This window comes from Paenibacillus sp. OV219 (genome assembly GCF_900110075.1).
GTDB lineage: Bacteria > Bacillota > Bacilli > Paenibacillales > Paenibacillaceae > Paenibacillus_Z.
Genome location: NZ_FOCJ01000005.1, coordinates 367,917 through 382,228, shown reverse-complemented (window position 1 = coordinate 382,228; position 14,312 = coordinate 367,917). Strand labels below are relative to the sequence as shown.

Annotated in this window: 10 protein-coding genes and 1 other annotated feature; of the genes, 9 read left to right on the top strand and 1 reads right to left on the bottom strand. The window is 52.1% G+C overall.

Features of this window, described 5'->3' with window-relative positions; translation table 11 throughout:
• Window positions 1-12 precede the first annotated feature (12 nt).
• Complete coding sequence (locus BMY11_RS15565) at window positions 13-474, top strand: hypothetical protein (protein WP_090577740.1); 462 nt, start codon at window positions 13-15, stop codon at window positions 472-474.
• A gap of 39 nt (window positions 475-513) precedes the next feature.
• On the opposite strand, the gene BMY11_RS15560 is transcribed toward BMY11_RS15565, so the two are convergent.
• Window positions 514-1,122, bottom strand: a complete 609-nt coding sequence (locus BMY11_RS15560) for a hypothetical protein (RefSeq protein WP_090577738.1) — start codon at window positions 1,120-1,122, stop codon at window positions 514-516.
• Between the two features lie 169 nt (window positions 1,123-1,291).
• Window positions 1,292-1,560, top strand: a binding site (T-box leader).
• A 134-nt stretch (window positions 1,561-1,694) separates the two neighbouring features.
• Between BMY11_RS15560 and asd the strand changes: the two genes are divergently transcribed.
• The 8 genes from asd to BMY11_RS15520 all read left to right on the top strand — a co-directional run bounded on the left by asd (window position 1,695) and on the right by BMY11_RS15520 (window position 14,310).
• Complete coding sequence (gene asd, locus BMY11_RS15555; RefSeq protein WP_090577736.1) at window positions 1,695-2,780, top strand: aspartate-semialdehyde dehydrogenase; 1,086 nt, start codon at window positions 1,695-1,697, stop codon at window positions 2,778-2,780.
• A gap of 202 nt (window positions 2,781-2,982) precedes the next feature.
• The gene (hppD, locus tag BMY11_RS15550) at window positions 2,983-4,095 is read left to right on the top strand and encodes a 4-hydroxyphenylpyruvate dioxygenase (RefSeq protein ID WP_090577734.1); all 1,113 of its coding nucleotides are present in this window, start codon (window positions 2,983-2,985) and stop codon (window positions 4,093-4,095) included.
• A gap of 31 nt (window positions 4,096-4,126) precedes the next feature.
• Window positions 4,127-6,184 carry an AMP-binding protein gene (locus tag BMY11_RS15545; RefSeq protein WP_256217523.1) on the top strand — a complete coding sequence of 686 codons (2,058 nt, stop codon included), beginning with the start codon at window positions 4,127-4,129 and terminating at the stop codon, window positions 6,182-6,184.
• A gap of 52 nt (window positions 6,185-6,236) precedes the next feature.
• Window positions 6,237-7,193: a hypothetical protein gene (locus BMY11_RS15540; protein WP_090577733.1), complete on the top strand. Its 957-nt coding sequence runs from the start codon at window positions 6,237-6,239 to the stop codon at window positions 7,191-7,193.
• Window position 7,194: 1 nt separating this feature from the next.
• A complete protein-coding gene (gene fahA, locus BMY11_RS15535) occupies window positions 7,195-8,463 on the top strand; it encodes a fumarylacetoacetase (protein WP_090577731.1) in 1,269 nt (422 codons plus the stop codon).
• A gap of 21 nt (window positions 8,464-8,484) precedes the next feature.
• Window positions 8,485-9,645, top strand: coding sequence for a homogentisate 1,2-dioxygenase (locus tag BMY11_RS15530; protein WP_090577729.1), 1,161 nt, complete (start codon window positions 8,485-8,487; stop codon window positions 9,643-9,645).
• Between the two features lie 36 nt (window positions 9,646-9,681).
• Window positions 9,682-11,544 carry an aromatic amino acid hydroxylase gene (locus BMY11_RS15525; protein WP_090577727.1) on the top strand — a complete coding sequence of 621 codons (1,863 nt, stop codon included), beginning with the start codon at window positions 9,682-9,684 and terminating at the stop codon, window positions 11,542-11,544.
• 504 nt (window positions 11,545-12,048) lie between these two features.
• Window positions 12,049-14,310: a copper amine oxidase N-terminal domain-containing protein gene (locus BMY11_RS15520; protein ID WP_256217536.1), complete on the top strand. Its 2,262-nt coding sequence runs from the start codon at window positions 12,049-12,051 to the stop codon at window positions 14,308-14,310.
• Window positions 14,311-14,312: the final 2 nt, after the last annotated feature.

Genomic DNA, 14,312 nt, shown 5'->3' with positions numbered 1-14,312 from the left:
AGGAGAGCAATTATGGGACTAATAAATCGAATGATCCACCTATGCCGAACGTTGACGTATAAGGAAGAGGAGGCTGTCTCCTTCGAGGTCTATCTTGAAGCGGCAAATGAACGACTGCGCGAATTTGCCGTTATTGTGAGCCGGCTAGAGTCTGAGCTGTTATCAGCAAAAGATAGACGTCAAGCTATTGAGAAGCAGCAGCAGCAGTTTCGGGAGCAAGCGGAACAAGCCGCTGCTCAGCAGGATGCGGAGGCGGCGAAGCGCTATCTTGAGCAGGCGTACACGAGCAAGACACGTTCTGATGCCATGCTGCAAGATATTCGGAAGCTGGAAGAGCGAATCGCCGTGACCAAGGAGCGTTTCGCGGAGCTGACCTGCGTAATTGAAGAAGCAAGCAGCAAGCATGATGCGATCATGATTCGGAATTTGCTGGCGACGACAGAGATCGAAGCGAATAAAACCATTCATAGATAAACGAAAGGCTGCCGGTCGGTGTTGACCAGGCAGCCTTCTTCATTCAGGTCTTGTGAACAAAATCGTAATGGAATTGATGGCTTCATTCACATTCATTAGCGCATCTCGGATGATCAGCTCATCAATCGCTTCTCCACCTTTGAGAATCGGTTCTCTCGAGGCGATTTGAGCCATAAGCTCATCATTTTGCTGAATTCTCTCGTCCGTAATGGCTTGGAGTGATTTCAAATGCTGCTCATATTGTTCGCGTTCTGGTGATTTGTAAGGAATCCCTTGCGACAGTGCGATCAGGGCATCGTCGAAGAAAAATTTCATATAGAGGACAATTGGGCCTGCAAGCAAATCCTTCATCGTCGCTACTTCCTCGTCCGTCGCCTTGACTTCATCGACGAGCTCCCAGAACTGCCTGATGGTCTCAGGCGTCAAGTTGTTTCGGTCACGCACGACCCGTGCGACGAACATTTGAAATCGATCTTTTTGGTGCTCGGTCATGTGCTTGGAGAGGGTGACTTGGGACTCCTCCGTCTCGATCACGGGTTCCTTGTCCTTGTCTCTGTCCAGCTGCCATCCGCAGCCGACTAAGCTGACTACCATCACAATTGCAAGCGCGGAAGCTGTGAGCCATCTCAGTTGAATCGCCTCTCTCATCCGATGTGATACAAGTTAGTAAGGCTTTAAAGCATCTCCCTCCTAAAGTATGTAATCGCTGCTCGTATCAGTAATAAACAATTCGCTGGCTCGGCTTCACCTTATATGCTGCGAATTTTCAAAAAATGATTTACCTTGCCACCGTAATCTGATAATATAAACGCAACATTCAAATGCGATGAAGAGAAGAGTAGGTAAAGAACTGCTTTTACAGAGAGCTCCGGCAGCTGGAAAGGGGCAAAGCAAACTTTATTGAAAAAAGGCTTAGAGCAGCACACCGGAACTCGCAATCGGCGGGGGATGGGGTGACAGGAGCTCCTGTTACAGAGCTAGAGTATAAGCATTCGCTTTCCATAATGCCGTACTCGAAGAGGCTGGAGTGGCGACATTTCGGCGAATCTAGGGTGGTACCACGAGCATGCCAATCTCGTCCCTAAGACTTTACGAAGTCTTGGGGGTGGGATTTTTTTGTTATAAACGGTGCTGTTGCAACTCGGCTCACGTTTGCATAAGGTACACCAAATGAGATTATGTAGAGAAAATATATTTTATCTGAAAGGAATTGAATTGGAATGACAGATAAGCTAAAAGTTGGTATTGTCGGTGGCACAGGGATGGTCGGTCAGCGTTTTGTTGAGCTGCTGAATCAGCATCCATGGTTTAAAGTAACAGCAATTGCTGCGAGCGCTAGTTCGGCTGGAAAAACGTATGAAGAAGCGGTTCAAGGCAGATGGAAGCTGTCCACGCCAATTCCTGAAGCAGTGAAGCAAATCGTTGTACAGGATGCTTCGAAAGTAGAAGAAGTAGCAGCTGGCGTTGATTTCGTATTCTGCGCAGTCGATATGAAGAAGAATGAAATAAAAGCGCTCGAAGAAGCATACGCGAAGACAGGCACGCCTGTTGTTTCGAATAACTCGGCACATCGCTGGACGCCAGACGTTCCAATGGTCATTCCGGAGATTAACCCAAGCCATCTTGAAGTCATCGCAGCACAGCGCAAGCGTCTCGGAACGGAAACAGGCTTCATTGCCGTGAAGCCGAACTGCTCCATCCAGAGCTACGTGCCAGCGCTTCATGCGCTGCTTGATTTCAAGCCGACGCAAGTTGTCGCTTCGACTTACCAAGCGATCTCTGGCGCAGGCAAGAACTTCACAGATTGGCCGGATATGCTCGACAACGTCATCCCTTACATCGGTGGCGAAGAAGAGAAGAGCGAGCAAGAGCCGCTTCGTATCTGGGGTACGGTTGAGAACGGTGAGATTGTCAAAGCAAACGCGCCGCTCATCACGACACAGTGTATCCGCGTTCCTGTAACAGACGGCCACTTGGCGACTGTATTCGCTTCATTCGAGAACAAACCGGCGAAGGAAGAAATTCTTGCTCGCTGGCGTGAATACCAAGGCCGTCCGCAGGAGCTGGGATTGCCGAGTGCACCGAAGCAGTTCATCACTTACTTCGAAGAAGAGAACAGACCGCAAACAAAGCTTGACCGTGACACCGAGAATGGCATGGGCGTATCGGTTGGTCGTCTGCGCGAAGATTCGATCTATGATTTCAAATTCGTTGGGCTGTCGCATAACACGCTCCGCGGCGCAGCAGGCGGTGCAGTTCTAATCGCCGAACTGTTGAAGGCAGAAGGCTATATCGTAGCCAAATAAGCTTCTATACGAAACAGCAAGCTAATCCGAGTTTACTCGGGGGCTTGCTGTTTTTTTCGTTTCGGAGAGGAATAGCAACAAGCTGTCGACAATAAATTGGAAAGTTCGCCCATCCGCCGAATAAATATTAATACAGCAGCTTCGTCACCATAGGCAGGTGCTGAATAACATAACGGTAAATGCGAAAAGGGATGAGGACAGCATGAAGAAACAGCGACGGATTGGCCAAAGTGGTTCGGATTTCTTCCCAGTGCGAGGCGTCGAATATCTCGAGCTTTATGTAGGAAATGCGAAACAGGCCGCACATTACCTGAGCAAAGGCTTCGGCTTCCGCCAGGTTGCTTATGCGGGCCTTGAAACCGGAGAGTCCGGCAAAGTGTCGTATGTGCTTGAGCAGCAGCAAGCACGAATCGTAGTGAGCGGCGCGTTATCGCCAGATCACCCGATTGCGGAGTTTACGAAGAAGCACGGCGACGGCGTGAAGGATATTGCGATGCGCATGGATGATGTAGAGAAGTCTTATCATGAAGCGGTGTCGCGCGGCGGGATTCCGGTGATGGAGCCGAAGGAAATAAGCGATTCGAATGGAACGGTTCGGCTCGCCGTTGTCGGCACATATGGAGATACGGTGCATACGTTAATCGACCGCAGCGATTATAAGGGAGTCTTCCTGCCGAAGTATGAAGCTTGTGACTTGATTATTCCCCACAGTCCGTCGGGGCTAATCGGCATCGACCATGTCGTTGGCAATGTAGAGCGGATGGAGGAATGGGTGGAGTACTACGAGAATGTGATGGGCTTCAAGCAAATGATTCACTTTGACGACAAAGACATCTCGACGGAATATTCGGCGCTGATGTCGAAGGTGATGTTTGGCGGCGGGCGAATCAAATTCCCGATTAACGAGCCTGCAAACGGCAAACGCAAGTCGCAAATTCAGGAATTTCTCGATTTCTATCATGGCCCAGGCGTACAGCATATTGCGATTCTCACGAATGATATTATTTCCACTGTGTCCACGTTACGGGGAAACGGCATTGAATTCTTGAGTACGCCAGACAGCTATTACGAAATGCTGCCGGCTCGGGTAGGCGTTATTGATGAGGAGCTGACGAAGCTTCGTGAGCTTGATATTCTCGTGGATCGCGATGATGAAGGCTACTTGCTCCAAATCTTCACGAAGCCGATCGTCGACAGGCCAACACTGTTCGTCGAGATCATACAGCGCAAAGGCGCGGTTGGATTCGGGGAAGGCAACTTCAAAGCGTTGTTCGAGTCGATTGAACGCGAACAAGCCCGCAGAGGCAATCTGTAATAGAGGCTGATGCTGTAAGGAGATGCTGAATATGCGGCAAAATCCGGTATGGCACCCGACAAAAGAAACGATTAAGCAGACACGGTTATTTCAGTTCATGCAGAAGCTCGGCTACGACGATTACGATGCGTTCTATGAGAGGTCCATTGCTGACATCAGCTGGTTTTGGGATGCAGTGGTGCAGGATATGGGCATCGTCTGGGAGCGAGGTTACGATCAGACCGTCGAGCTTGTGCGAGGCATTCAATGGCCCAACTGGTTTATTGGCGGGCGTACGAATGCTGCGACGAATGCGCTCGATCGTTGGCTTGCTGATCCGGTTACTGCGGAGCGGCAAGCGCTCATCTGGGAAGGCGAAGACGGCACTTCGCGTTGCTTCACATACAGTGAGCTGGCAGCTGAAGTGAATGCTGCAGCTGGCGGCTTGAAGCGGCTCGGCGTGCATAAAGGCGACCGGGTCGCAATCTATATGCCGATGATTCCAGAGACGGTTATTGCAATGCTCGCCATCGCCAAGCTCGGTGCAATCAGTATTCCAATCTATTCGGGCTACCGAGCTGAGGCGGCTGCGAAACGTTTAGCCGTGGCAGGCTGTACAGTTGTGATTACCGCAGATGGATTCTATCGTAAAGGCAAGATTATCGTGCTTAAAGAGGAAGCCGATAGGGCGGTGGATACAGTGCCTTTGGTCCAGCATGTCGTCGTTGTACGGCGGCTGGGGGATGCTTCCATGCTGTTGCGTCAGGACCGCGATGTGGACTGGAGCGAGTTTGCGCGGCGACAAGAAGTTGTAGACTCAGAAGCAGTAGCAGACGCAGAAGCAGAAGCAGAAGCAGAAGCAGAAGCAGAAGCAGAAGCAGAAGCAGAAGCAGAATCGCTACAAGCAGAACCGCTACAAGCAGAACCAATGGACAGCGAAGAACCGTTGATGCTGCTCTACACTTCCGGTACAACTGGTGTACCGAAGGGCATTATTCATACGCATACGGGCTTCCCAATTAAAGCCGCTTTCGATGCGGGCTACGTAATGGATGTTAGGCCAGGCGATGTCATGCTGTGGGTGACGGATATGGGTTGGATGATGGGTCCTTTTCTCGTCTACGGCACATTGTTGAATGGCGCTGCGATGGTGCTTTATGAAGGTGCGCCGGATTATCCGATGCCGAATCGGGTGTTCTCGCTCGTGGATAAGCATCGGATCACCCATCTAGGCATATCGCCTACGTTAGTCCGCAGCATTATGAAATATGGAGATGCCTGCTATCGCGATTGTACGCTCTCCTCAATGCGAGTCTTCGGCTCTACGGGAGAGACGTGGAATGATGAGCCTTGGCTATGGCTGTATGAGCAGGTCGGCAAGTATCGTGTGCCGATTGTAAATTACTCCGGCGGTACCGAAATATCCGGCGGTATTCTTGGTAATGTGCTGTTGAAGCCGATTGCGCCGGCTGGTTTCAATTCGCCCATTCCTGGTATGGATGCAGATGTTTATTCGCATGAGGGGAAGCCAGTGCGCGGCGAAGTAGGTGAGCTTGTGTTGAAGAGCCCGTGGCTCGGCATGGCAAGCGGTTTCTGGCAGGACCCCGCGCGTTACGAGCAGACGTATTGGTCGCGATGGCCGGATACATGGGTACACGGCGATTGGGTGACCATCGACGATAATGCCGGCAGTTGGTACATTACCGGTCGATCCGACGACACACTTAACATTGCGGGCAAGCGGCTTGGCCCTGCCGAGCTGGAATCCGTGCTGACCGCTCATCCGCTAGTCGTGGAAGCAGCGGCTATTGGCGTCCCTGACGATACGAAGGGAGAAGCAGCTGTCTGCTTCGTTGTCATTCATCGGCCTGATGCGAGTGTGATCGTGGATCTTAGCCATGAACTTCCCCAGCTGGTCGCCGATCAACTTGGCAAAGGGTTCAAGCCTAAGGCGATCTATGAAGTAGAGGCACTGCCGAAGACGCGGAACGGAAAAGTGATGCGAAGAGCGATCAAGGCAGCCTATCTAGGCGCTCCGCCAGGCGATCTGTCGACACTGGAAAATCCAGACGCGGTTGAGGCGATTCGGCATTTGACAAGCGATGATTAGGAGAGAAGATACATCACAAGCGATCCATTCGCAAGAAGGAGGCTGTGAAATCATGATAACGAGCATTCATCCTTTCATGGAAAAGCTCATTGATTACGCGGGTTTGTTCCCTCCAGCAGAGCTACCCATGCAAGCGGCGATCCAGCAGTATCACAGCTATATGCATGATCAAGACCAATGGATGTTAGGGAAATTCGTCATCCCGATTGCGCGACTGAACGAGCTTGCTCCCTTTAAGCGGATGTTCTCAGCTAATCATCCGCTATCGTTGTCGGTCATTGGGAATCGAAGCCGCTCCGCAGCGGAATGTCTGACGCTCTTAACGGGCAGCCTCGAATGGATTGAAGAATTCCGCAATCAATACCAGCTTGCGGCGGCTGTTCACTCACTGGAGCTGCCGCTGCCTGCGGTTACAATCGATCATGAACTGCTTCAGTCCATCTCGCAAGAAACGTCTGCCGCTCGGTTAATAACGTTCTGCGAGCTGACCTATCCTCTGGATTCGCAGTGGGAGAATGCAATGAATGAAGCGATTGTGCAGTTTGCTGCTTTCAATGCGGACTCTAATGTGTCGCTCGGCATCAAGCTGAGAACAGGCGGCGTAATCGCCTCGGCGTTCCCTTCTCCGAGCCAGGTTGCTACAGCGCTCGCAGCGTGTAGAGACGGGCAAGTTCCGATGAAATTTACTGCGGGTCTGCACCATCCTATTCGCATGCTCCGAGATGAAGTGCATACGAAGATGCACGGGTTCCTCAATGTATTCTTCGCAGGTCTGCTCGCTTGGGAGCATGGGTTGGATCACGATGCGATCCGATCTATCTTGCACGACGAGGAACCAGCAGACTTTGAATTCGGAGCAGATGGCATCAAGTGGCGGCAGCTTGCGATGTCTTCTGAGGCCGTGAAGCGATGTCGGGCGAAGGCGATGCTCTCTTACGGCAGCTGCAGCTTCGACGAGCCGCGTGAGGAGCTGCGGGAGCTGAACTGCTTGGAGCAGAGGAGGGGATAACGTGACACGGAGTAGATCGTTTATCGAAGTGGAGCCCGAGTCGCATTTTCCCATTCAAAATCTGCCCTATGGTGTGTTTCGCCCTCAGCACGGAGGACTGCCACGCATAGGAGTCGCGATTGGCAGCTATGTGCTAGATCTGGCTGCGCTCGATGAAGCGGGCTGCTTCAGCCATCTCCCTGCAGTGACGGGGAAGGGTATCTTCGCTCAACCGACGTTAAATGCATTCATGACGCTCGGGCGAGAGGCTTGGCGGGAAGCACGCGGTTCGCTAAGCAGGCTGCTTGATGCGGAGGAACCGACGCTTCGCGATGATAAACGGCTGCGGGCAGCCGCTTTCCACTTGCAAAGTCAGGTTGAGCTATTGCTGCCGGTGCAGATCGGCGATTACACGGATTTCTATGCTTCCAAGTCGCATGCGACGAATGTCGGTACGTTATTTCGCGGTAAAGAGAACGCATTGATGCCGAACTGGCTACACCTGCCTGTAGGCTATCACGGCCGAGCGAGCTCCATCGTTATCAGCGGCACCGATGTGCGGCGTCCGAACGGGCAGGTCAAGCTGCCGAATTCGGAAGCTCCGATCTATAGCCCGAGCCGTCAGCTCGATTATGAGCTGGAGGTTGGATGGATCATCGGAACAGGCAACGATCTAGGTAAGCCTATTCCGATCAACGAAGCAGAGGACCACCTATTTGGACTTGTCCTCGTTAACGACTGGAGCGCACGTGATATCCAGGCATGGGAATATCAGCCGCTAGGCCCGTTCCTCGGTAAAAATTTTGCAACATCCATTTCCCCTTGGGTCGTGCCGCTAGAAGCGCTAACTCCATTCCGAATCCCAGCTCCTGAGCAAACGCCCAGGCCTCTGCCTTATCTCACACCTGAAAGCGCGAATTCTTTCGATATTAAACTCGAAGCCAATTTGCAAACAAACGTGAGTGAGCAGCCAGTAACAATCACTTCAAGCAACTACAGCCACCTGTATTGGACGATTGCTCAGCAAATCGCGCATCACTCCGCAGGGGGATGCAACCTGCAAGCTGGAGATCTGCTCGCATCAGGCACGATTAGCGGAGAAGCGAAGGAAGCTCGCGGCTGCATGCTGGAGCTGACTTGGCGAGGGACGGAGCCGATTCAGCTGCCGAGTGGCGAGGAGCGGATATGGCTCGCGGATGGTGACCGTCTGACCTTGACCGGTTATTGCCAAGGCGACGGCTACCGTGTGGGCTTTGGCGAGGTGACAGGTCGAGTGCTGCCGGCATTTTGAGGAAAGGAGGTTTTAATCGGCATGCCTTTCTATCATCGAATGGGGGACATACCACGTAAGCGGCATACGCAGTTCAGGCGTCAAGACGGCACGCTGTACCGGGAGCAGGTGATGGGGACGAAGGGCTTCTCCGGCATTCAGTCCATTCTGTATCATCATTCCGGACCAACGGAGATGCTCAGAGTTGATCTGCATGCGCCTTGCCTGATTGATTATGAGGATCAAGGCCCGCTTCGCCATCGGCATTTTTTGACTGCACAGGCCCAAGAAAGCGGCGATGCGGTAGCGGGGAGGCGCTGCATTCTCAGTAACGAAGACGTCACCATCTCAATCGTGAATCTCGCGCAGACGATGGATTACTATTATCGCAACGCGGACGGAGATGAGCTGCTCTTTGTCCACTATGGGAGCGGCAAAATCGAGTCGATGTTCGGTACGCTCAGCTACGGGGTGGGTGATTATATCGTTATCCCGACAGGCACGATCTATCGTGTTGTTCCTGAAGAAGGGGAAGCTGCGAAGCTGCTCGTCGTCGAGACAACAAGCTGGATTACAACGCCGAAGCGGTACCGGAATGAACAGGGACAGCTGCTTGAGCACAGCCCTTATTGCGAGCGGGACATTCGCCTCCCTGAGAAGCTGGAGACCCATACGGAAGAAGGGGAGTTCGAAGTACGGACGAGACGAAGTGGGTTTCTGCACAAACATATCTATAGGCAGCATCCACTCAATGTCGTAGGCTGGGACGGTTACTTGTATCCGTATATTTTCAATATTGGGGATTTCGAGCCGATCACCGGTCGTATCCATATGCCGCCGCCGATTCATCAGACGTTCGAGGGGCATAATTTCGTCATCTGCTCCTTCGTGCCGCGGTTGTTCGATTATCATCCGGATGCAATACCAACGCCGTATTTTCACAGTAATGTCGATAGTGATGAGGTGTTGTATTATGTGAAGGGCAATTTCATGAGTCGCAAAGGTGTCATGGAAGGCTCGATAACCCTCCATCCGAGCGGGATGCCGCACGGTCCGCACCCAGGCAAGATTGAAGCGGGACTCGGGAAGAAAGAGACGCTTGAGCTGGCAGTCATGATTGATACGTTCAGGCCGCTACGCGTGGCAAGAGGAGCTCTGCAGCTGGAGGACCCGAATTATCCGACTAGCTGGATACCGAATTGAGTCGTATTTGCGCAAAATCGTGAGGGAGTCGATTGAATGAAACAGATTCCGCCTCATTTGAAGAAATACGTCGCTAAACAGCATTACGACGATTATACGCCGATCAATCATGCGGTATGGCGCTATGTGATGCGGCAAAATCATCATGTGCTGAAGGATCGCGCACACCCGGCGTTCGTTGAAGGATTGCGCAGCTCGGGTATTGTAACCGAGCAGATTCCACGCGTCTCCGAGATGAACGACTGTCTCGCTAAGATCGGCTGGGGCGCTGTCATTGTGAATGGGCTCATTCCCGGTGCCGTGTTCTATGAGCTGCTGGCGAGCGGTATTCTGCCCATTGCCGCCGAAATTCGTAAACTAACAAACATTGAATATACGCCTGCGCCGGATATCATTCATGAAGCGGCAGGGCATGCGCCGATTCTGTTCGATCCGGAATATCGCTCCTATGTGCAGCAGATGGGAGAGATCGGAACGAAGGCTTTCTCGATGAAGGAGCGAGGCGAGGCATTCGAAGCGCTTAGGCAGCTAACGATCGTGATGGAGGATCCGAACTCCACGGACGAAGAGAAAGAAGCCGCACAGCGACTCGTCGAGCAGAAGCAGCAGGCCGTCGTCTCGCTGTCCGAAGCCGAACAAGTGTCGCGACTCTTCTGGGCGACGGTCGAATATGGGCTCATCGGCGAGCTCGATCATCCGCGCATTTATGGCGCGGGGCTGTTGTCCTCGGTCGGGGAGAGCAAGCACTGCTTCACGGATGCGGTAGCGAAGCTTCCCTACTCGGTAGTGGCTTGCGCTGCGAGTCCCAAGGTTGTGACGGAGATGCAGTCCAAGCTGTTCGTCTGCAAGAGCTTTGATGAGTTGAAGGCAGGCGCGGAATTGTTAGCGAGTACGATGGCCTACCGGGTTGGCGGTACTGAGAGCCTGGAGAAGGCGAAGCTTTCCAAGCAAGTTGCGACATTCGAGTTCAACTCGGGGCTATGCGTGACGGGCATCGTGCAGGAGGTTGTGACCGATCAAGATGGCGAAGCGATCTATGTGAAGACTGCCGGAGAGACTGCGCTGTCGGCGGGTAAACAGCAGTTAGCTGGACATGGTACCGACTATCATGCGACAGGATTCGGTACGCCAATCGGGCAGTTGGCAGGTGGGATCGCACTGGAGAGCTATGACGATGCTGCGCTGGCGGGGCTCGGTATAGCAATCGGCAGCTCATCGACGCTTGAATATGCAAGCGGCGTGGTCGTGAAGGGCAGAGTAAAACAGATCCTTCGGCAAAATGACGCCTTGCTCCTCATTTCATTCGAGGATTGCACGGTGACGCTAGCGGGGCGCGAGCTGTTTAAGAAAGAGTGGGGCACGTACGACATGGCGGTCGGTTCTCGAATTGTCTCGGCTTATCCCGGAGCGGTTGATCCGATTGCGTACTATAAAGTTGAGCTGGACTTGGAGCAATCTGAGTCAGCAGAGGAGGAGCAGGAGCAGGAGCAAGAGCAAGAGCAGGAGCAGGAGCGGGAGCGGGGGAGGGAGCAAGAGCAAGAGCAAGAGCAAGAGCAAGAGCAGGAGCAGGAGCAGGAGCAAGAGCAAGAGCAAGAGCAAGAGCAAGAGCAGTCCGTATCGCTGTCCGAGTTGGAGCAGCTGTATCAGCTGACGGCAACAATTCGTGCAAAGCAAACTTTGAGCGAGCCAGACGTGTTGGCTCTTACAGACATCTATCAGAAGTTAGTTAGCACGTATCCGACGGATTGGCTGCTGCGTCTGGAGCTGTTGGAGCTAGTCGTGAATTATCCAGAGCTTACCTTGTTAGAAGCCCCGCTTCGAGAGGAGCTTCATGAGCTGAACCAAGCTCCTGCATTAACCAACTTGATTACGAATGGTCTTGCGGTCATTGTCGTCTAGCTCCCCGTAAACCTTCTCCGCTGAGAAGGGCCACATATGTATGAGTCGTGACGGCAGAGCTCTCAGGTAAGGAAACAGACAAGATCGGCTTGTTGGCGAAGCTGAGAGAGCGTAATACGTACTCTCAGCACAAAAATCGGCCGATTGATGCACTGAGAGTACAGATTCAGCACTCTCAGATAAGGATACAGCCGAAATCGGCAACTTGGCGAAGCTGAGAGAGCGTAATACGTACTCTCAGGACTATAATCGGCCGATTGATGCAATGAGAGTACAGATTCAGCACTCTCAGATAAGGAAACAGCCGAAATCGGCCGCTTGGCGAAGCTGAGAGAGCGTAATAGAGAGTAGCCGATTGAATCGAGCCTCTCTATGTGTGCTCTCAGCTTCAGACTTAATCCAATTTGATCCAAAATAAGGAATTTGTCGCAACCTTTCTCATCCGCATGCGTCTATGGGAGTATACAGGCCTATATTGGACAGGAGGATGAGTCGTTGTTACGCATGAGAAAAGCTCGTTATGCATTCATAGCACTATTGCTTATCGCATCCATTGTACTTCAGCTCCCCGTCATTGCATTCGCCAAAACAGAAGCAGAATCGGCAGCTATTAAAGTGACGATGAATGGCAAAAGCTTTACCCCGAAGTCCGCTCCTTATAGGGACGGGAGCAATATCTACTTGCCTTTGCGTGATATGGGCGAGCTGCTCGGCACGACAGTTTCATGGACGGCGGCGACCAAATCGGCAACGCTGTATTATCCGAATCTGTCTATTAAGCTGATCGTAGGCGAATTGACGGCGACCGTGAATGGACAAGCAATGACGCTGAGCGTACCGCTTCAGCTCGTTCAAGGCCGCATCTACGTGCCGCTTCGCTTCTTGTCTGAGGCGACCGGGGCTAAAGTAGAATGGGATGCTGCCGCAACAACGGTGCATATTACGCGCAGCGACGACTTGTTTAAAGAATATCCATGGAGCACGATGTGGTTGAATCGCAAAACAGGCGAAATTTATATGACGAAGGACGAGCAAACGCCGGTTACATTGCTTGGCAAGCTGGATGGGACCATTCAAGGCACGATCTCGATCAACAGCGGCGGGGCGACGAGCAGTGACTATGTTCTTACCATCGTCGATAAAGTAGGCGTGCAGTATACGGCTTACGAGCTTCTCGTACACGCGAAGAAGATCGTCGCTCAGCAGAAAGCGGTTTATAAAGGACGTTATGAGCAAAATGCCTCCTACACGCAAGTTCTTGTCTCGGGCGCCTGGCAAGCACGGTATTTATTGACCGATGGACGCGACGTGTCGGTATACGATCAGAATGCGAAGCCAATCGAGAGCTACAATCTGCCGGAGCTGTTCGGTAAAGACGATGTGTATACACTCCAAAGCATTGGTGTGGATTATGTTGTCGCAAGGCCGAGTTCAACAGGACTCTTGACGCTGCTTGATCAGAAGGACAATTCCGTCGTCGTCTTGGCGGATAAACTGCTGACTGGGGACGAGCTGAAGTATGCCCGGACGAACAAAATTCCGTATCTCGGCGATACGCTCAATTTTGCTGCAGATATGGGACACGGGCAAATGGACTTCTTCTATACAAATCCGCTTGAATCAAACAGGCAGTCATATCGACTTACCTATATGCGCCCATCTTACGAGAAAGAGCGCGAGCAGCTTCCAAAGAGCAAGCCTCTGAAAGAACTTGCAGCAAGCTGCAGCCCGCAAACGGTGGAATCCGTGTATCTCCAAGAGGGGGATCTTGCGTATTTTCCGTTAGTGGGTGCCAATCCGGATGATCATGACAAGATAAACAAAGCATGCAGCTTGCTCAAAAAGTTCGTTTCGAAAGGTGTTGTAAAAACGGTAAGACCTGTCGTAACGGAAACGTTCTTCCATGGTATGGACATAGAGTTCACGGACGGGGTTAGCTATATCGAAGTAGCTGAAGGGGCTGGCCTTACAATAGCACAGGGTAATGACAAAGCACTTGTTCTGCAAGACGCTGAATCCTACCATCTCTATAACGAATTGAAGGTGGAGCCGCCGCCGCTTGTCGTTACTCCGAATCCTGCTCATTTTGGAGAAAAGCTTCATCTGGTAGGGGTCAATGGCGATTCGCAGAAGGAATCACCTCTTATCGTATACTGGGTACCGATTCAGAACAACTATAACAGCGCTGATCCCGATCCTTCGCTTATTATTTATAAGAGTACAGCGAAGTTCGGTCGCTATTCAGTCGATTTCAAGATGCCAGCTTTTGGGACAGCTGTTGATGGGACGTTGAAACCGATCCCACTGGGTAAAGGCTATATTCGGACTTCCGGAATGAACTACGGTAATGGATCCAATTTGCGTGCGGAAATTGAGCTGAAGCCGGCGACGGGCGTGTTCTTGTCATTGAACGGCATTCCTGTTGCTGATCCGGCTTCGAAGCCGTTAACGGAGAATGGGCGAGTGTATATTCCGGTCCGATCGGTGGCGGGGCTGAGTGGTCAGTCCGTTAATTGGGATGCGAGGACCAGTAGCGTACTAGTTCGGACGAACACATCTGCAATAGCCTCTTACAAAGGCGGGGCTTCCTTGTGGATCGACGGCAAACTAGCGGCTGCAGAGCTTGCGCCTATCCTTCGCGGTGGCATTGCTTACATACCAATTCGTGCAGTTACGGCAGCGTTTGGCTTACCCGTTGTATGGGACAGCGCGAGCCGAAGTGTGAACCTGACGGTAAAGACAACTACCAATTCAATCAAGGGATAGGA